Annotated in this window: 18 protein-coding genes and 1 tRNA gene; 13 read left to right on the top strand and 6 right to left on the bottom strand. The window is 60.4% G+C overall.

Going from position 1 to position 17,344, the window contains the following annotated elements; all coding sequences use genetic code 11:
• The first annotated feature begins 67 nt into the window (after positions 1–67).
• The 4 genes from ASE52_RS20535 (at position 68) to ASE52_RS20550 (ending at position 3,829) form a co-directional block, all read left to right on the top strand.
• Positions 68–775: a DUF3053 family protein gene (locus tag ASE52_RS20535; protein ID WP_057228855.1), complete on the top strand. Its 708-nt coding sequence runs from the start codon at positions 68–70 to the stop codon at positions 773–775.
• Between the two features lie 74 nt (positions 776–849).
• Positions 850–1,173, top strand: a complete 324-nt coding sequence (grxD, locus tag ASE52_RS20540) for a Grx4 family monothiol glutaredoxin (protein WP_010461991.1) — start codon at positions 850–852, stop codon at positions 1,171–1,173.
• 179 nt (positions 1,174–1,352) lie between these two features.
• Positions 1,353–2,360 carry an AAA family ATPase gene (locus ASE52_RS20545; protein ID WP_057228857.1) on the top strand — a complete coding sequence of 336 codons (1,008 nt, stop codon included), beginning with the start codon at positions 1,353–1,355 and terminating at the stop codon, positions 2,358–2,360.
• Between the two features lie 119 nt (positions 2,361–2,479).
• On the top strand, positions 2,480–3,829 hold the full coding sequence (locus ASE52_RS20550; protein WP_010461995.1) for a hemolysin family protein: 1,350 nt from the start codon (positions 2,480–2,482) through the stop codon (positions 3,827–3,829).
• A 127-nt stretch (positions 3,830–3,956) separates the two neighbouring features.
• Here the strand turns inward: ASE52_RS20550 and ASE52_RS20555 are convergent, their stop codons facing one another.
• On the bottom strand, positions 3,957–4,649 hold the full coding sequence (locus ASE52_RS20555; RefSeq protein WP_057228859.1) for a lytic transglycosylase domain-containing protein: 693 nt from the start codon (positions 4,647–4,649) through the stop codon (positions 3,957–3,959).
• Positions 4,646–6,388: a proline--tRNA ligase gene (locus ASE52_RS20560; RefSeq protein WP_057228861.1), complete on the bottom strand. Its 1,743-nt coding sequence runs from the start codon at positions 6,386–6,388 to the stop codon at positions 4,646–4,648. Before ASE52_RS20560 ends, ASE52_RS20555 begins: the two co-directional genes overlap by 4 nt.
• A gap of 92 nt (positions 6,389–6,480) precedes the next feature.
• Here ASE52_RS20560 and ASE52_RS20565 point away from each other — a divergent pair, with 92 nt between their 5' ends.
• Complete coding sequence (locus ASE52_RS20565; protein WP_057228863.1) at positions 6,481–7,149, top strand: RNA pyrophosphohydrolase; 669 nt, start codon at positions 6,481–6,483, stop codon at positions 7,147–7,149.
• Positions 7,150–7,251: 102 nt separating this feature from the next.
• Here ASE52_RS20565 and proB read toward each other — a convergent pair whose 3' ends face one another.
• The 4 genes from proB to rplU all read right to left on the bottom strand — a co-directional run bounded on the left by proB (position 7,252) and on the right by rplU (position 10,314).
• Entirely contained in the window at positions 7,252–8,391 is a 1,140-nt protein-coding gene (gene proB / locus ASE52_RS20570) for a glutamate 5-kinase (RefSeq protein ID WP_057228864.1), read from the bottom strand.
• Between the two features lie 92 nt (positions 8,392–8,483).
• Positions 8,484–9,554: an Obg family GTPase CgtA gene (gene cgtA / locus ASE52_RS20575; protein WP_010462007.1), complete on the bottom strand. Its 1,071-nt coding sequence runs from the start codon at positions 9,552–9,554 to the stop codon at positions 8,484–8,486.
• 174 nt (positions 9,555–9,728) lie between these two features.
• A complete protein-coding gene (gene rpmA, locus ASE52_RS20580) occupies positions 9,729–9,986 on the bottom strand; it encodes a 50S ribosomal protein L27 (RefSeq protein ID WP_008905145.1) in 258 nt (85 codons plus the stop codon).
• 16 nt (positions 9,987–10,002) lie between these two features.
• Positions 10,003–10,314, bottom strand: a complete 312-nt coding sequence (rplU, locus tag ASE52_RS20585) for a 50S ribosomal protein L21 (protein ID WP_010462012.1) — start codon at positions 10,312–10,314, stop codon at positions 10,003–10,005.
• A gap of 225 nt (positions 10,315–10,539) precedes the next feature.
• Here rplU and ASE52_RS20590 point away from each other — a divergent pair, with 225 nt between their 5' ends.
• The 8 genes from ASE52_RS20590 (at position 10,540) to ASE52_RS20625 (ending at position 17,314) form a co-directional block, all read left to right on the top strand.
• Complete coding sequence (locus tag ASE52_RS20590) at positions 10,540–11,469, top strand: polyprenyl synthetase family protein (protein WP_057229639.1); 930 nt, start codon at positions 10,540–10,542, stop codon at positions 11,467–11,469.
• A gap of 43 nt (positions 11,470–11,512) precedes the next feature.
• Positions 11,513–11,589 (top strand) — tRNA-Pro (locus ASE52_RS20595).
• Between the two features lie 132 nt (positions 11,590–11,721).
• Positions 11,722–13,461, top strand: a complete 1,740-nt coding sequence (pilB, locus tag ASE52_RS20600; RefSeq protein WP_057228866.1) for a type IV-A pilus assembly ATPase PilB — start codon at positions 11,722–11,724, stop codon at positions 13,459–13,461.
• A gap of 18 nt (positions 13,462–13,479) precedes the next feature.
• Positions 13,480–14,697: a type II secretion system F family protein gene (locus tag ASE52_RS20605; RefSeq protein WP_057228868.1), complete on the top strand. Its 1,218-nt coding sequence runs from the start codon at positions 13,480–13,482 to the stop codon at positions 14,695–14,697.
• Positions 14,697–15,578 carry an A24 family peptidase gene (locus ASE52_RS20610; RefSeq protein WP_057228869.1) on the top strand — a complete coding sequence of 294 codons (882 nt, stop codon included), beginning with the start codon at positions 14,697–14,699 and terminating at the stop codon, positions 15,576–15,578. The genes ASE52_RS20605 and ASE52_RS20610 overlap by 1 nt, the downstream gene beginning before the upstream one ends.
• A gap of 3 nt (positions 15,579–15,581) precedes the next feature.
• Complete coding sequence (gene coaE, locus ASE52_RS20615) at positions 15,582–16,202, top strand: dephospho-CoA kinase (RefSeq protein ID WP_057228872.1); 621 nt, start codon at positions 15,582–15,584, stop codon at positions 16,200–16,202.
• Positions 16,203–16,287: 85 nt separating this feature from the next.
• Positions 16,288–17,043, top strand: coding sequence for a cell division protein ZapD (zapD, locus tag ASE52_RS20620; RefSeq protein WP_057228874.1), 756 nt, complete (start codon positions 16,288–16,290; stop codon positions 17,041–17,043).
• A gap of 52 nt (positions 17,044–17,095) precedes the next feature.
• Positions 17,096–17,314 (top strand): DNA gyrase inhibitor YacG, encoded by a 219-nt coding sequence (locus tag ASE52_RS20625; protein WP_010462022.1) that lies wholly within the window; start codon positions 17,096–17,098, stop codon positions 17,312–17,314.
• The last annotated feature ends 30 nt before the right edge of the window (positions 17,315–17,344 follow it).

Consider the following 17,344-nt stretch of genomic DNA (forward strand, 5'->3'; position numbering starts at 1 on the left):
AGCCGCCCGCACATTTCTTCCCCGTGGCCTGCGGCTTTGGACTGCCGCCATTTTTTTGCGAGACACCATGCTTCACATTGCTTCGCGCCGCACGGCGTTGACCCGCCTGAGCGCGCTTTCTCTGGGCGCCGCCCTGACCCTGAGTGGCTGCGGCTCGGAGCCCGGCGAGCGCAAGGCGTTCATCGAGTTCCTGCAGACCCGTGTGCTCAACACCCCGCGTGCCGCCGTGCCCAAGCTGAACGAGCAGCAGCGCAAGGCGTTCGGCGCGTATGCAGCGCACTACGACATCATTACGGGCTTCAACCAGGAAATGACCGATGCGCCCCTGACCCGCATGATGGCCGCCATGCAGAACATGCGCTCGCTGCCTCAGCTGCTGGCCAAGCGCACCGAGGTGGGCGAACTGCTGGCCCACGTGCCCCAGGCCCAGCAGGACGTGAAAGCGCGCATCGACCGTGCCACGGCCGCCAAGAACGCTTTGAGCCAACCCGCTGACCTGAAGACGGTCTACGACGCCGCCTTCGACAAACTGGTGACCCAGCTCGGCGGGATGATGCTGCAGTTGCTACCGCCCATGCAAGGCATGCTCGCAGCCGCCATGGACCTCGCGACCTACGTGGAGCAAAACCCCAAGGAGGTGCAGATCGTGGGTTCCAGCGTGCAGGCGACCACGCAGGCCAGCCTGGACAAGGTCAGTGTCCTGCTCAAGAAGCTGGAGACCGAAGCGGCTTCGGTCGCCAAGATGGAAACCGCACTGCGAAAGTTGACAGGCTGATATGCACACGCCAGCCCACTTGAAACAGGGATAATGCAGCCCCATCTGCGCACAAAACCCCTACGGAAGTCCCCATGAGCGATACCCAACAACGCATCGACGCCCTCGTGAAATCCAGCGAGATCCTGCTGTTCATGAAGGGCAACGCCAGTTTCCCCATGTGCGGCTTTTCGGGCCGCGCCATCCAGATCCTGAAGGCCTGCGGCGTGGACCCTAAGAGCGTGGTCACCGTGAACGTGCTGGAAGACGAAGAAATCCGCCAGGGCATCAAGGAATACAGCAACTGGCCCACGATTCCCCAGCTCTACGTGAAGGGCGAGTTCATTGGCGGCTCGGACATCATGATGGAGATGTACGAGTCGGGCGAACTCAAGCAGGTGCTGGGCACCGAGGCCTGATCTCTCCCGGAGACATCCCCTCAAAAAAAGGCCGCCATCGGGCGGCCTTTTTGCTTTTGGGCATTTGATTTTTGGGTGTTCCTGCAACAGGGGCACCAATCGGGGGCTTATCCGATATTGCCGCAGGCATGTTGTGTGCTTGAATGATTGCGTGACCTCACATCACAAAGGAGCATGCAATGACCAGCCATAGCCTTGTTCCCCAGCCCCCGGCCCTGCGCCTGCCGGTGGCCCAGATGCGCAATGTGTTCCACCCCGGCGATGTCGAGCGCAAGCTCGCACGGCTGCAGGAGTCCGGCAACCAGCGCGAATACGAAACCCTGCGCACCGTCTACGAACGCATGCTGGAGCGTGGCCCGGAGCGCTTTCAGGTCAAGCCCTCGGGCATCCCCGACATGGCCAGCCTGTACGAGCAGTTGCCCAACTTCACCGAGGTGTTGGACGACGTGAAGCGCCATGTGGCACTGGCACAAGACAGCAGCGACGGCCTGGAGGTCACGCCCATGCTGCTGCTGGGCCCGCCCGGCATCGGCAAGACCCACTTTGCGCGCCACCTGGCCGAGCTGCTGGGCACGGGCATGAACCTCTTGCCCATGAGCTCCATGACCGCGGGCTGGCTGCTGTCGGGCTCGTCCGCGCAGTGGAAGGGCGCCCGCCCCGGCAAGGTGTTCGAAGCGCTGGTGGAGGGCGAATACGCCAATCCTGTCATCGTGGTGGACGAAATTGACAAGGCCAGCACCGACGCCCAGTACGACCCGCTGGGCGCGCTGTACAGCCTGCTCGAACACGACACGGCGCAAAGCTTCACCGACGAATTTGCCGAGGTAGCCATCGATGCCAGCCAGGTGATCTGGATCACCACGGCCAATGACACACGCGGCATCCCCGACCCCATCCTGAACCGCATGAACGTCTTCGAGGTAGAGGCCCCCACGCTGGAGCAGGCGCGCACCATCGCCCGTATCTTGTACCAGGGCATCCGCGCGGGGCACGACTGGGGCCGCCTGCTGGACCCCGAGCCACTCGATGATGTGCTGGACCACCTCGCACAGATGCCCCCGCGCGAAATGCGGCGTGCACTGATGACGGGCTTTGGCAATGCGCGGCTGGACCGCCGGTCCACCGTGGAGATCACCGACCTGCCCAAGGCGGCGTCAGGGCGCGGCCGCATCGGCTTCGTGCAGTAGCCGCCACAAGGTGCGTGGGGGCCCGCTGCGCATGCGCGGCCCCGGTATCCGGGCGCGGGGCGCCCAGATACACTCAAGAGGCCGGTGAGCCACGGCCTGTGCTCTGTCGTCACCTTCCCATGACCCTGTCCCAAAGCCTCTTCGTCATCGGGCTGCTGATTGCAGCCAGCGCCTTCTTTTCCATGGCCGAGATATCACTCGCCGCAGCGCGCCGCCTGCGCCTGCGGCAGATGGCCGACGAAGGGGATGCCCGGGCGGACCAGGTGCTGCGCATGCAGGAGCAGCCAGGCGACTACTTCACGGTGGTGCAGGTGGGGCAGAATGCCGTCGCCATCCTGGGCGGTATCGTGGGCGAAGGCGCCCTGAGCCCGCACTTCAGCGCACTGTTCGGCCTGTGGCTGTCCGAGTCGAGTGCGCAGAAGGTGGGCTTTCTCGCCTCGTTCCTGGTCATCACCTCCCTGTTCATCCTGTTTGCGGACCTGTTCCCCAAGCGCCTGGGCATGGCCGAGCCCGAGCGGCTGGTGGTGCGGCTGGCACAGCCCATGGCCTGGTGCATGGCCTTGCTGCGCCCCGTGGTGTGGTTCTACAGCCGGGGGGCAGATGCGCTGTTCCGGGTGTTGGGCATGTCGTCGCTGCGAGACGACCGCATCACCTCGGACGACATCCTGGCGATGATGGAAGCAGGTGCGCGTGCCGGAGTGCTGGCCGCCCGCGAGCAGCAGGTCATCACCAACGTGTTTGAGCTGGACACGCGCATGGTGTCCAGCGCCATGTCGCCACGCGACCGCATTGCCTTCTTTCTGCGCGACGAGCCGGACTCCGTCATCCGCCTGCGCATCGCCGCCGAGCCGTTTTCAACCTACCCCGTGTGCGAGCGCGACATCGACCACGTGGTGGGCTACGTGGACGCAAAAGACCTGTTCCAGCGGGTGCTGAACAACCAGCCGATCTCGCTGGCCGACGACAGCCTGGTGCGCAAGGTGCTCATCGTGCCGGACCGGCTGACCCTCTCAGAGGTGCTGGAGCAGTTCCGCCAGGTGCACGAAGACTTTGCCGTGATCGTGAACGAGTACAGCCTGGTGGTGGGGGTGGTGACGCTGAACGACGTGATGAGCACCGTGATGGGCGACCTGGTGGGCCCGGCAGACGAAGAGCAGATCGTGCGGCGCGATGAAAACTCGTGGCTCATTGACGGCGTGACGCCGGTGGAGGACGTGCTGCACGCACTGTCGCTGGACGAACTGCCCCACGCCGAGGAATACGAAACCCTCGCGGGCTTCCTGATGGTGATGCTGCGCCGCGTGCCACGGCGCACCGACAGCGTGAGCTGGGGCGGCTACAAGTTCGAGGTGCTGGACGTGGACAGCTACCGCATCGACCAGGTGATGGTGTCCCGCCTGGGCGCCCCCCAATCAGAGGGCTCTACCCCGGTCATCCAGGTAGACAGCACCACGCCCGCTTCGAAATAGGCGTGCCTGCGAATTGGCCCCGCAGGCCCGGCGGAAGCTGATTGCCTCTGTTACCCGCTGAATACAAGCCAAATTGGCCCCTGGCGCTTGATAGATAAGCGCTGACAGCTATATAAATAGTAGCAATTCAAGCGGCAGGCAGTTGTGGTTTTTCGCCAAACAGCCAGTTGCGCTGTGCGCCAAACACGGCGTCCGGATAGGGCGAACGGCCTCGGCTGCCGTTGTAGCGACCCAGCGCCATGAACAGGTCGCCCCGCTCCCGGTCGATGTAGTGCCGCAGGATCACGCAGCCAAAGCGCAGATTGGTCTGCATCTGGAACAGCTTGCCGGCATCTCCGTCTCCGATCACCCGTGTCCAGAACGGCATGACCTGCATGTAGCCGCGCGCACCCACGCTGGAGACCGCGTATTTTCGGAATGCACTCTCCACCTGGATCAGGCCCAGCACCAGGGACACATCGAGCCCGGCGCGCTTGGACTCGTACCACGCGGTTTGCAGGAAATCGCGGCGGACCTCCCACTCGGGCTTGCGGCGGCGCAGGCGGTCGCTCATCGCGGCCAGCCAGCGCACATAGTGAATGCGGGCCTCGGTGGTAAAAAAATGCGGCTCCGGCGGGGCCTGGTTGGCGATGGCCGAACTCAGTGCCGTGCGCACGGAATCCATCAAGGGTTCCTCCAGTTGCCCGCCCGCATGCGCCAGCGAAGGCGCCGCCAGCCACGCCGCTGGCGCCGACAGGGCAGCCAGGCATGCGCGCCGGGACACGCCGCCCCCGTCCTCGAGGGGCGTACCTGCCGCAGAAACCAGCCGCGCCCCGTTCATACCGCCATGCGGCCCTTCACGTGGGCCAGGATGTCTGCCGTGGCCACCTTGGTGGCCGCTGAATCACGGCGGTGCTGGTACTCGACCACGCCGTCTTTGAGGCTCTTGTCGCCAATGGTCACGCGGTGCGGCACACCGATCAGCTCCCAATCGGCAAACATGGCACCGGGGCGCTCGCCCCGGTCGTCCAGGATCACGTCCACGCCCGCTGCCAGCAGGTCAACGTAGAGCTGCTCGGCCGTGGCCTTGACGGCCTCGCTGCGGTCCATGCCCACGGGGCAGACCACCACGGTGAATGGGGCAATGGCGTCGGGCCAGATGATGCCGCGCTCGTCGTGGTTTTGCTCGATGGCCGCAGCGGGCAGGCGCGTGACGCCAATGCCGTAGCAGCCCATTTCGAAAAATGCGGGCCGGCCATCGTCGCCGAGGAAGGTCGCGTTCATGTCCTTGCTGTACTTGGTGCCCAGGTAGAACACGTGGCCCACTTCGATGCCACGCTCGATCGCCAGTTCGCCCTTGCCGTCGGGCGAGCGGTCGCCCGCCACCACGTTGCGCAGGTCTGCCACCGCATCGGGCTCGGGCAGGTCGCGACCCCAGTTGACGCCCGTGATGTGGAAATCGACCTCATTGGCCCCACAGATCCAGTCGGCCATCAAGGCCACCTCGCGGTCCACCACGATCTTCAAAGGCTTCTTCAAACCGATCGGCCCCAGATAACCCGGCTTGCAGCCAAAGTGCTCCTCGATTTCGCCCAGCGTGGCAAAACGGAAACCCGCCAGGCCCGGTACCTTGGCCACCTTGATCTCGTTCATATCGTGGTCGCCACGCAGCAGCAGCAGCCACACCTGGGTCTTGACGATCTCGCCCGCCTCGTTGGTTTCGTCCGTGGCGAGCACCAGCGACTTCACGGTGGTCGCGAGCGGCACGCTGAGCAGCGCTGCAACGTCGGCACAGGTGCTCTTGCCCGGCGTGGCTGTCTTGGTCAGCGCCTGCGTGGCAGCGCCGCGTGGACCGGCGGGGGCCAGGGCTTCGGCCTTTTCCATGTTGGCGGCGTAATCGCTCTCTGGGCAATAGACGATGGCGTCCTCGCCCGTGGCGGCGATCACCTGGAACTCTTCGGAGAGGTCACCACCGATGGCACCGCTGTCGGCCGCCACGGCGCGGTAGGTCAGGCCAAAGCGGTCAAAAATGCGGCGATAGGCTTGCGCCATGACCTGGTAGCTGGCCTTGGCCGCCGCCTGGTCGCGGTCAAAGCTGTAGGCGTCCTTCATGATGAACTCGCGGCCACGCATCAGGCCAAAACGCGGACGGCGCTCGTCGCGGAACTTGGTCTGGATCTGGTAGAAATTCTTGGGCAGCTGCTTATAGCTCTTGAGCTCCTGGCGCGCGATGTCAGTGATCACTTCTTCGCTGGTGGGCTGCACCACGAAGTCGCGTCCGTGGCGGTCCTGGATGCGCAGCAACTCGGGGCCCATCTTGTCGAAACGGCCCGTTTCCTGCCACAGCTCAGCGGGTTGCACCACGGGCATGGTGAGCTCCACGGCACCTGCACGGTTCATTTCCTCACGCACGATGGCTTCCACCTTGCGGATCACCCGCAGCCCCATGGGCATGTAGTTATAGATGCCAGCGCCCAGCTTCTTGATCAGCCCCGCCCGCGTCATGAGTTTGTGACTGACCACTTCGGCATCCGCCGGAGCTTCCTTGAGGGTGGAAATAAAGAATTGGGAGGCTTTCATCGGAATCGATTGCAGGCAGAACGGGGCCGTCCACTTGCTGCGTGCTAGGCGCCGTGCATAATGGACACAGTTTAAAAATTTGGGGTTTGATTATGCTTGACCGGGACGGCTTTCGGCCGAACGTCGGCATCATCCTGCTCAACCAGAAAAACCAGGTGTTCTGGGGCAAACGCATACGCACCCACAGCTGGCAGTTTCCGCAGGGTGGCATTGACCGGGGCGAGACCCCCGAGCAGGCCATGTTCCGGGAATTGCATGAGGAAGTGGGCTTATTGCCCAACCACGTACGCGTGGTGGCCCGCACCCGGGACTGGTTGCGCTATGAGGTGCCTGACCGGTACATCCGCCGCGATGCACGCGGACACTACAAGGGCCAGAAACAAATCTGGTATCTGCTTCAACTGGTGGGCCACGACTGGGACCTGAACCTTCGTGCCACCAACCATCCAGAATTTGACGCGTGGCGCTGGAACGACTACTGGGTTCCGCTGGACGTGGTGGTCGAGTTCAAACGTGGCGTGTATGAAATGGCGCTGACGGAACTGGCCCGCTTTCTGCCTCGGCACGAACAGCGCAACCGCTATCTGCGCAGTGGCATGCGCACGCGCGAGGGTGAACACGCGGGCACCATGTTCCGGACGGGGTCCATGCTGATCAATCCGGGCATGGAGCTTCCCCCAGGGGCCAGTTTCGATCCCGACCCGCAGAACAGTGTGCCCGGGGAACTGGATGGCCTGCCCACGGTCACTACGCCGCGTTAAGCCAGTTAGCCAGTGAAGTTCTTCAGTTAACTTCGAAGCTCCATGAAAAACGCCTGCAAATAGCAGGCGTTTTGCTGTGCAGAGGCTGTTCGTGCTTCGCGCTCAGCTTGTGGTCAGCACCATGTTGTCGCGATGCACCATCTCGGGCTCTGCCACGTAACCGAGCAACTTCTCAAATTCAGTCGAAGGCTTGCGACACAACATCCGGGCCTCCGCCGCTGCATAGTTGGCCAGGCCACGGGCAATTTCGGTACCTGATGCATCTCGCACTGCAATCACTTCCCCGCGGGAAAAGTCGCCCTCGACCGCTGTCATTCCGATGGGGAGCAGGCTCTTGCCTTCATCACGCACCTTGGCGGCAGCCCCGGCGTCCACCACCACCGAACCCCGCAGCTGTAGGTGGTCGGCCATCCACTGTTTGCGGGCCTGCTTCTTCTGCGTCTGGGCCACGAGCAAAGTGCCCAGCGCCTCGCCACGCACAAGGCGGACCAGTACTTCGGGTTCACGCCCCCAGGCAATCACGGTGGACGCACCCGAGCCAGCAGCCCGCTTGGCTGCCAGGATCTTGGTGATCATGCCGCCCTTGCCGATGCTGGAACCCGCGCCGCCGGCCATGGCCTCCAGTACCGGGTCGCCCGCCTTGGCTTCGTGGACAAACTGCGCCGATGCATCACGGCGCGGATCGGCCGTGTACAGCCCCTTCTGGTCGGTCAGGATGATCAGCGCATCGGCCTCCACCAGATTGGCCACCAGGGCACCCAGCGTATCGTTGTCGCCGAACTTGATTTCGTCGTTGACGACGGTGTCGTTCTCATTGATCACCGGCACCACGCCCAGGCGCAGCAGCGTGAGCAGTGTCGAACGGGCGTTCAGGTAGCGCTCGCGGTCAGCCAGGTCCGCATGGGTGAGCAACACCTGCGCGCTGCCCATGCCCTGCTCGCGCAGCTTGGTTTCGTACATCTGCGCCAGCCCCATCTGCCCGACGGCCGCGGCGGCCTGCAGCTCGTGGACTTCGTGCGGCCGCGTGGTCCAGCCCAGGCGCTTCATGCCTTCGGCAATGGCACCGCTGGACACCATCACAACCTCGCGCGGCGCGCCGCCGTCGCCACGCACCAGAGCCGCCAGCTGGCGGCTCCATTCACCAATGGCGGTTTCGTCCAGGCCACGCCCCTCATTGGTCACAAGACTGGAACCCACCTTGACCACGATGCGGCGGGCATCTCGCAATACGCTGGAAACCATTTTTTTAGTGCTTTTGGCCACTAGCGCTTGTTTATCAAGCGTCAACAGCTATTAAAAATATAGCAATCAAATCCGATTAGCCCTGTGCCGAATCAGGCAGGAGCATCTCCGGCAAAACGAGGATCAATTTCTACCGGCTCGTTCTCCACCCGCTGCTCAGACTGCACGTGGCGGAAGATGGCATGGATCAGCGGCTCGCAGCCTTCGCGCGTGAGGGCAGAAATCTCGAAGACGGGCCCTTTCCACTTGAAGCGCTTAACGAAGTCCTTCACCCGCGCTTCCCGCTCATCGGTGGGCACCATGTCCAGCTTGTTCAGGACCAGCCAACGCGGCTTGTTGTACAGCTGCTGGTCATATTTTTTGAGCTCGTTCACGATGGCCTTGGCCTGGGCCACGGGGTCCACCGCGTCATCGAAGGGCGCCAGATCGATAATGTGCAGCAGCAGGCGGGTGCGCTGCAGGTGGCGCAAGAACTGGTGTCCGAGACCCGCGCCCTCCGAAGCACCTTCGATCAGCCCCGGAATATCAGCCACCACAAAACTCTGCTCGGGACCCACGCGCACGACACCCAGGTTGGGATGCAACGTGGTGAACGGGTAGTCCGCAATCTTGGGGCGAGCGTTGGACACCGCCGTGATGAAGGTCGATTTTCCCGCATTGGGCATACCCAGCAGGCCCACGTCGGCCAGCACCTTCAACTCCAGCTTCAGGTTCTTCTTCTCGCCAGGCCAGCCCGGCGTCTTCTGGCGCGGGGCACGGTTGATGGCGCTCTTGAAGCGCATGTTGCCAAAACCGCCATCCCCACCCTTGGCGATGGTGATGACTTCGCCCGGGTTGAGCAATTCGTACAGCACTTCGCCGGTTTCAGCGTCGGTGATGATGGTGCCCACGGGCATCTTGAGGGTGATGTCGGTGCCGGCAGCACCGAACATGTCCGATCCCATGCCATGCTCGCCACGCTTGGCTTCATGCCGTCGCGAATAGCGAAAATCCACCAGAGTGTTCAGATTAGGATCAGCCACCGCAAACACATGCCCGCCGCGCCCACCGTCTCCCCCGTTGGGACCGCCGAACTCCTTGTACTTTTCATGCCGGAAAGACACGCAGCCATTGCCACCATCGCCTGCGGCAATGTCAATAAAGGCTTCATCGACGAACTTCATGGAATATCCAGTTTACAAAAGGGCGCAGCACCCACGTCAGACTGCCAAATTCAGTTGGGACTGCTGAACGCCTTAAAGGCGCTGTCTGCACGCACGTGGCCGCGCCACATCGTACAGACCAAACAACAAAGCCCCGGCAAAGCGGGGCTTCGATGGCTACCAGAGGGGTGAACCTCAGGCAGGAGTCACATTGACCGTGGACTTGGACAACGCACCCTTGGTACCGAACGACACATGACCGTCCACCAGGGCGAACAAGGTGTGATCCTTGCCCACACCGACATTGTTGCCGGGGTGGAAACGCGTGCCACGTTGACGCACGATGATCGAGCCAGCGCTGATCAGTTCACCACCGAACGCCTTGACACCAAGCATCTTTGGCTTGGAATCGCGCCCGTTTCGCGTAGAGCCGCCGCCTTTTTTCTGTGCCATGACTCAGCTCCTTCGATTAAGCAGCAATCGCACCGATTTGCAGCTCAGTGAACTGCTGGCGATGGCCTTGGCGTTTTTGATAGTGCTTGCGACGGCGCATCTTGAAGATGTGCACTTTGTCGTGCTTGCCGTGGGCCACAACAGTGGCTTTCACGGTTGCGCCGGACACCAGGGGCGTACCGATCTTGAGTTCAGCGCCGTTGCCGACTGCCAAAACCTGATCGATCACAATTTCCTGGCCTACGTCCGCAGCAATCTGTTCTACTTTAATTTTTTCGCCGGAAGCAACGCGATACTGCTTGCCGCCGGTTTTTATGACCGCGTACATGTTGACCTCTTGATATGAGTTCTGCAGACGAATTTCTGCAGAGCCCAAGAGTATAACGCATAGCTCGCCAAAGCGCCAATCCCTTCGCGCCCGCAGCGCGACACCCTTGCACGTCGTCGCAGGGCACCTTCGGGGGTTCCTATAATCCGGGCTCTTTCTGTGACCACCATCTTGACTGACCACACCGCCCCCGCAGCATCTCCCATCCTGCTCGTTGCACAAGACATGCACGAGGTCGACAAGGTCATTGGTCAGCGCCTGACATCCAGCGTTCCCCTGGTGGCCCAGATATCGCAGTACATCATTGCTGCGGGCGGCAAACGCCTGCGACCCGCCCTGCTGCTGATGGTGTGTGGCGCCTTGGGCTATCGAGGGGCACATCGGCACAGCCTTGCGGCCGTCGTAGAGTTGATCCACACCGCCACGCTGCTGCACGACGATGTCGTTGACGCATCCACCCTGCGCCGGGGCCGCCCTACCGCCAACGAAACTTTTGGCAACCCTGCCAGCGTGCTTGTCGGCGATTTTTTGCACACCCGTTCCTTCCAGATGATGGTCGAGACAGGCAGCATGCGAATCATGGAAATACTTTCGGAGGCCACCAACGTGATCGCCGAGGGGGAGGTTCTGCAGCTGATGAACATGCACGACGCCTCGCTCGACGAAGCGGGCTACCTGCGCGTCATTCGCTCCAAGACTGCCAAACTTTTTGAAGCGAGTGCGCGCCTTGGTGCAGTACTCGCCGAAAGCCCACCCGAGGTTGAAGAAGCATCTGCAATCTACGGGCAAGCACTAGGCACAGCTTTCCAGATCATTGACGACGTCCTTGACTACGACGGAGACGCGACAGAGATGGGGAAAAACCTGGGCGACGATCTGCGCGAAGGCAAGTCCACCCTCCCCCTGATCGCGGCTATGGAACGCGGCACGGCGAGCCAGGCGCGCGTGGTGCGCGAAGCCATTGAACAAGGCTCCACCGATCAATTGACGGACATCGTCCAGATCGTTCGCGAGACCGGCGCCCTGGAAGTCACCCGGGCAGCCGCGTCCGCGGAAGCCCGCCGGGCCATGGCTGCTGCAGAGCAATTACCGGCGAATGAATATTCAGCAGGTTTGCTAGAATTGGCAGCACAGTTGCTCATACGACGCAACTGAAACACTCATTGCATCGACTCTTGAGTGCAATCTAGTGGGCACGCGGGGTGTAGCTTAGCCTGGTAGAGCGCTACGTTCGGGACGTAGAGGCCGGAGGTTCGAATCCTCTCACCCCGACCATAAATACAAGCGGATTTCTAACAATAGCACTGCTTCTGTGGTGCTGTTGCCAATATCGGTCACTGTACAGCCTGCAGATGATCGGTGATGATAGGATGGTTTCTTTTCCACACCTAACACATTACCGGTTACATGGCCGCTGTCGATACTGTCCCCAAAGAAGCCTCCGCAGTAGCCCTTCCCGGACTGGGCAGAGCCCTGATGTCGGCTGGCAAGCTGACCCAAAAGGCAGCAGAGGACATTTACAAAAAATCACAACTTAGTCGGACCAGCTTTATTGCCGAGTTGACTGGCTCTGGAGCGGTATCTGCGGCCGACTTGGCCCACACCGTATCGGCCGTTTTTGGCGCACCCCTGCTGGATTTGGAAGCGATTGATCCGCTGCGACTCCCCAAAGAACTCCTGGACGGCAAGATATGCCAAGCATATCGGGTTGTTGTTCTGAGCAAGCGCAATAATCGCCTGATTGTCGCTACAGCAGATCCTACCGATCAGGAAGCTGCCGAGAAAATAAAATTCACCACCCAAATGGGGGTGGATTGGATTATTGCTGAGTACGACAAGCTTAGCCGATTGGTAGAGGTAACCACCAAATCCACCAGCGAGTCTATGGAGACCCTGACGAGTGGTGGTGGTGATTTTGAATTTGACGATGCACCCATCGAAGAGGCACCAGACAATAATGACACCGGTGCCGCTGACGTAGAAGATGCTCCCATCGTCAAGTTCTTGCACAAGATGCTGTTGGACGCATTCAATATGCGTGCATCGGATCTGCACTTTGAACCTTACGAGCACCAATACCGCGTGAGATTCCGGATTGATGGAGAACTTCGCGAAATCGCGTCTCCTCCGATAGCCATTAAAGACAAACTCGCCTCGCGTATCAAGGTGATCTCCCGGCTGGATATTTCTGAAAAACGCGTTCCACAAGATGGGCGCATGAAATTGAAAGTGGGCCCGGACAGAGTGATTGATTTTCGGGTCAGCACCCTCCCCACGCTGTTTGGCGAAAAGATCGTTATCCGTATTCTGGACCCCAGCAGTGCGAAGCTGGGGATCGACGCGTTGGGCTATGAACCCCAGGAAAAGGAGCGGTTGCTCGAAGCCATTGGGCGCCCCTACGGCATGATCTTGGTCACCGGGCCCACGGGCTCTGGCAAAACCGTCTCCTTATATACCTGCTTGAATCTTCTGAATAAGCCGGGAGTCAACATCGCCACGGCTGAGGACCCCTCAGAAATTAATCTCCCGGGAGTCAACCAGGTCAATGTCAACGAGAAGGCTGGCATGACCTTTGCCGTGGCTCTCAAATCCTTCCTGCGGCAAGATCCCGATATTATCATGGTCGGCGAAATTCGCGACCTGGAAACTGCTGATATTTCTATCAAGGCGGCACAGACGGGCCACTTGGTGTTATCGACACTTCACACCAATGATGCTCCCACAACGTTGACACGTATGCGCAATATGGGTATTGCCCCTTTTAATATTGCCTCCAGCGTCATCCTTATTACAGCGCAGCGCTTGGCGCGCCGATTGTGCCCAGTCTGCAAAACACCAGCCGACATACCGCACGAATCACTTCTTGAAGCAGGATACAAGGAAGAAGAAATTGACGGAAGTTGGGTAACTTACCGTCCTGTGGGTTGCTCTGCATGCAACAACGGATACAAGGGACGGGTTGGCATATACCAAGTCATGCCGATCTCCGAGGACATCCAACGGATCATATTGCGCGACGGCAGTGCACTGGAAATCGCCGAGCAAGCCAGGGCGGAAGGCGTTCGCTCGCTTCGCGAATCGGGACTACACAAGGCAAGGCTGGGCTTCACTTCGCTGGAAGAAGTGCTCGCCGTCACCAACGAATAACAAGCTAGAGGGACCAGCATGGCAACCGCTGCATCAAGGGATATCAAGGAATTTGTTTTTGAATGGGAAGGCAAGGATCGCCATGGCAAGGTGGTGCGCGGAGAAGTGCGTGCATCTGGCGAAAACCAAGTGCAAGCCACCCTGCGCCGCCAGGGCGTTTTCCCCACAAAGATCAAGAAGCGCCGGATGCGTTCTGGCAAGAAAATAAAACCCAAAGACATTGCGTTGTTTACCCGACAACTCGCCACAATGATGAAAGCGGGGGTTCCTCTCTTGCAGTCGTTTGATATTGTGGGACGCGGTAACACCAACGCCAGCGTTACCAAACTTCTGAATGACATCCGCTCCGACGTTGAAACAGGTACTTCGCTGAATGCTGCATTCCGCAAGCATCCCATGTACTTTGACAGCCTCTACTGCAACCTTGTAGAAGCCGGCGAGGCGGCCGGTATTTTGGAAGCTCTGCTCGACCGGTTGGCCACCTACATGGAAAAAACGGAGGCCATCAAGTCGAAAATCAAATCAGCTTTGATGTATCCGATATCGGTGGTGATTGTGGCCTTCGTAGTCGTCACAGTAATCATGATTTTTGTAATTCCCGCATTTAAAGAGGTTTTCAAGTCATTCGGCGCCGACCTTCCGGCTCCCACATTGTTCGTGATGGGAATCAGTGATGTTTTTGTTAAATGGTGGTGGCTAATATTTGGAGTAATTGGAGGTGGATTCTATTTTTTTATGCAAGCATGGCGACGCAATGAAAAAATGCAGATGTTTATGGATCGCGTGCTGCTACGTATCCCTATTTTCGGCGCGTTGATTGAAAAATCATGCATTGCACGATGGACACGCACCCTTGCAACCATGTTTGCCGCAGGCGTTCCTTTGGTTGAAGCCCTTGACTCGGTGGGGGGAGCCTCCGGAAACTCTGTGTACTCGATGGCGACAGAAAAGATCCAACAGGAAGTTTCCACTGGCACCAGTCTCACCGCAGCCATGGGCAATGCAAATATTTTCCCATCCATGGTCCTTCAGATGTGCGCCATTGGGGAAGAATCCGGCTCCATTGACCACATGCTGGGCAAGGCCGCCGATTTTTATGAGGCTGAAGTGGATGAAATGGTGGCGGGCTTATCGAGCCTGATGGAGCCCATCATCATTGTGTTCCTGGGTACGCTGATCGGCGGCATCGTCGTCTCCATGTACCTTCCTATCTTCAAACTTGGTCAAGTTGTGTAATGGAGATGGCGGCTTGGTGGGACGCAAGTCTGGGTGGGGTATTGGGACTTCTGATCGGTAGTTTTCTCAATGTGGTCATTTACCGGCTTCCCAAAATAATGGAACGCCAGTGGGCTGAGGAAGTGCGGGCAGCGCAGGTGCAGAGCGGGCAAGAAGATGTGCATCTATCTGCCCCCTCTGACCATGAGCGGTTCAACCTCATGGTTCCCCGCTCCCGCTGCCCGTCGTGCGGGCACATAGTGCAGTGGTACGAGAACATCCCCATCCTGAGCTACCTTTTTCTGCGCGGCCGCTGTTCGGCGTGCAAGACACGGATATCGGTACGCTACCCGTTGGTCGAGATGGCGACCGGGGCCCTGTTCTTCCTTTGTATTCAGCGTTGGGGCATGACGCCTACGGGTTTTGTCTGGTGCGGCTTCTCGGCAGCGCTGATTGCCTTGGCATTCATTGACTGGGATACCACCCTGCTCCCTGACGACATCACCCTTCCCCTGCTTTGGGCCGGACTGCTCGCTTCTGCCCTGCAATGGATTGAGGTGCCCTTGTACGCCTCGGTGCTCGGAGCAGCCTCGGGGTACCTTTCACTCTGGCTGGTTTACTGGGGATTCAAGCTGGCCACGGGGAAGGAAGGCATGGGTTATGGGGACTTCAAGCTGTTTGCGGCGCTGGGGGCCTGGTTTGGCTGGCAAGCACTGGTGCCTATCATCCTGATGTCGTCGGTCATCGGTGCAATCATCGGCATTGCGATGAAAGTCTTCAGCAGCCTGCGTGAAGGCGGCTACATTCCTTTTGGACCCTTCCTCGTCGGCGCGGGATTTACGGCCATGGTGTTTGGGCCCAATGCCATCCTTGACGCCGTGCTGAATCTTTTGGGACTGTGAACGATGAACCCGCGCAAGCGCCCCTTGCGCCTTGGCTTGACCGGAGGCATTGGCAGCGGCAAGAGCACGGTGGGCAGCATGCTGACCTCACTGGGTGCCAGCCTGATTGATGCAGACCAACTGGCCCGGGACGTCACCGGTCCACACGGCGCGGCCATGGATGCAATCCGGGAGACTTTCGGGGCTGACTTCGTGGATGCCACCGGGGCACTCGACCGCGCACGCATGCGCGTTCTGGCCTTCAGCCGCCCCGAGGCCCGGGCCCAGCTCGAAGGCATCGTGCACCCCCTGGTCACCCTCCACAGCAATACCCTGGCCCAGCAGGCCATGGACCAAGGCCATGCCTTGATCGTGTTTGACATCCCGCTGCTGGCGGAATCAAGCCGATGGGCCCGCAGGCTGGATGCGGTCGTGGTGGTGGATTGTTCTGCGGAAACCCAGATTGAGCGTGTCATGCAGCGCAACGGCCTCACGCGGGAGGTGGTGCAGGGCATCATCGCCTCACAGGCCAGCCGCGCGGCACGGCGGGCGGTGGCGGACGCCGTGATTGCCAATGACAAGGATTGCTCGATGGAGGACCTGCACGCGCAGACGCGGCAGGTGGCTGCGCTGTTCGGGCTATGATGCGAGCGAAACCGTTTGTGCTTTCACTCCATGCCGTGCGCCACCGGCGTCAGAATACTCCCTGAGCCCCCAGGAACCCGCCAGCGTGATCCTTTACGAATATCCCTTTAACGAGCGTCTCAGAACCTATCTGCGGCTTGAGCAGTTGTTTCGCCGGTTGGGAGAATTGATCCCCCGCTCCCACGCGCTCGACCACCACTTTGCGCTGGTCACGATCTTCGAGATCATGGATGTGGCCGCACGGGCCGACCTCAAGTCAGATGTGCTCAAGGACATCGAGAAACACAAACATCAACTCGACAGCTATCGTGGCAACCCCTCGATTTCTGAGGCGGCACTGGACGCCGTCATCGCCCAGCTGGACCGCTGCTTCACGGCGCTCAACACCCAGTCGGGCAAGTCGGGCCACTCGCTCACGGAAAACGACTGGCTGATGAGCATTCGCAGCCGGGTGGGCATTCCAGGCGGCACCTGCGGGTTTGATCTACCGGCTTACTATGCGTGGCAACACCACGCACCGGATGTCCGCCAGCAGGCCCTCGAAGAGTGGGCATCGACTCTCGCACCGATGGCTGAATCCATCTATGTGCTGCTCAAGCTGCTGCGCGACTCGGGTGTGCCGCAAAAGGTGGCCGCCGAGCGCGGCCAGTTCCAGCAGAACCTGCCGCAGGGCCGCACGTTTCAGTTGCTGCGCCTGCGCATTGACCCGGCCCTCAACCTGATTCCCGAGATCAGCGGCAACCGCCTGATCGTCTCGGTGCGGCTCATGCGGCTGGAGGATGACGGCCGACTGCATGCCTGCAATGAAGACGCGGCCTTCGAGCTGACCCTGTGCGCATAAGCTGCGGCGGGTAGGTAGACGGCAGGCAAAAACATTGAGGATGACGACGAGCATGGCCCACTCCACGCACACCAAACCACCAGCACGCACCGTCACCTGCCCCAGTTGTGGCGGTGACAGCGTCTACAGCCCCACCAACGTGTACCGCCCGTTCTGCAGCGAGCGTTGCAAGCAGATTGACCTCGGCGCCTGGGCCAGCGAGGATTTCCGCATGCCTGCCGAGGCCCCGCCCGCCGACGAACCGTATGGCGATCCTCGCCTGCAGCACTGATCCTGGTGGGCGGCGCAACGGGATTTCAAG

Origin of the sequence: Acidovorax sp. Root275, from assembly GCF_001428965.1 — a bacterium.
Lineage (GTDB): Bacteria > Pseudomonadota > Gammaproteobacteria > Burkholderiales > Burkholderiaceae_C > Acidovorax > Acidovorax radicis.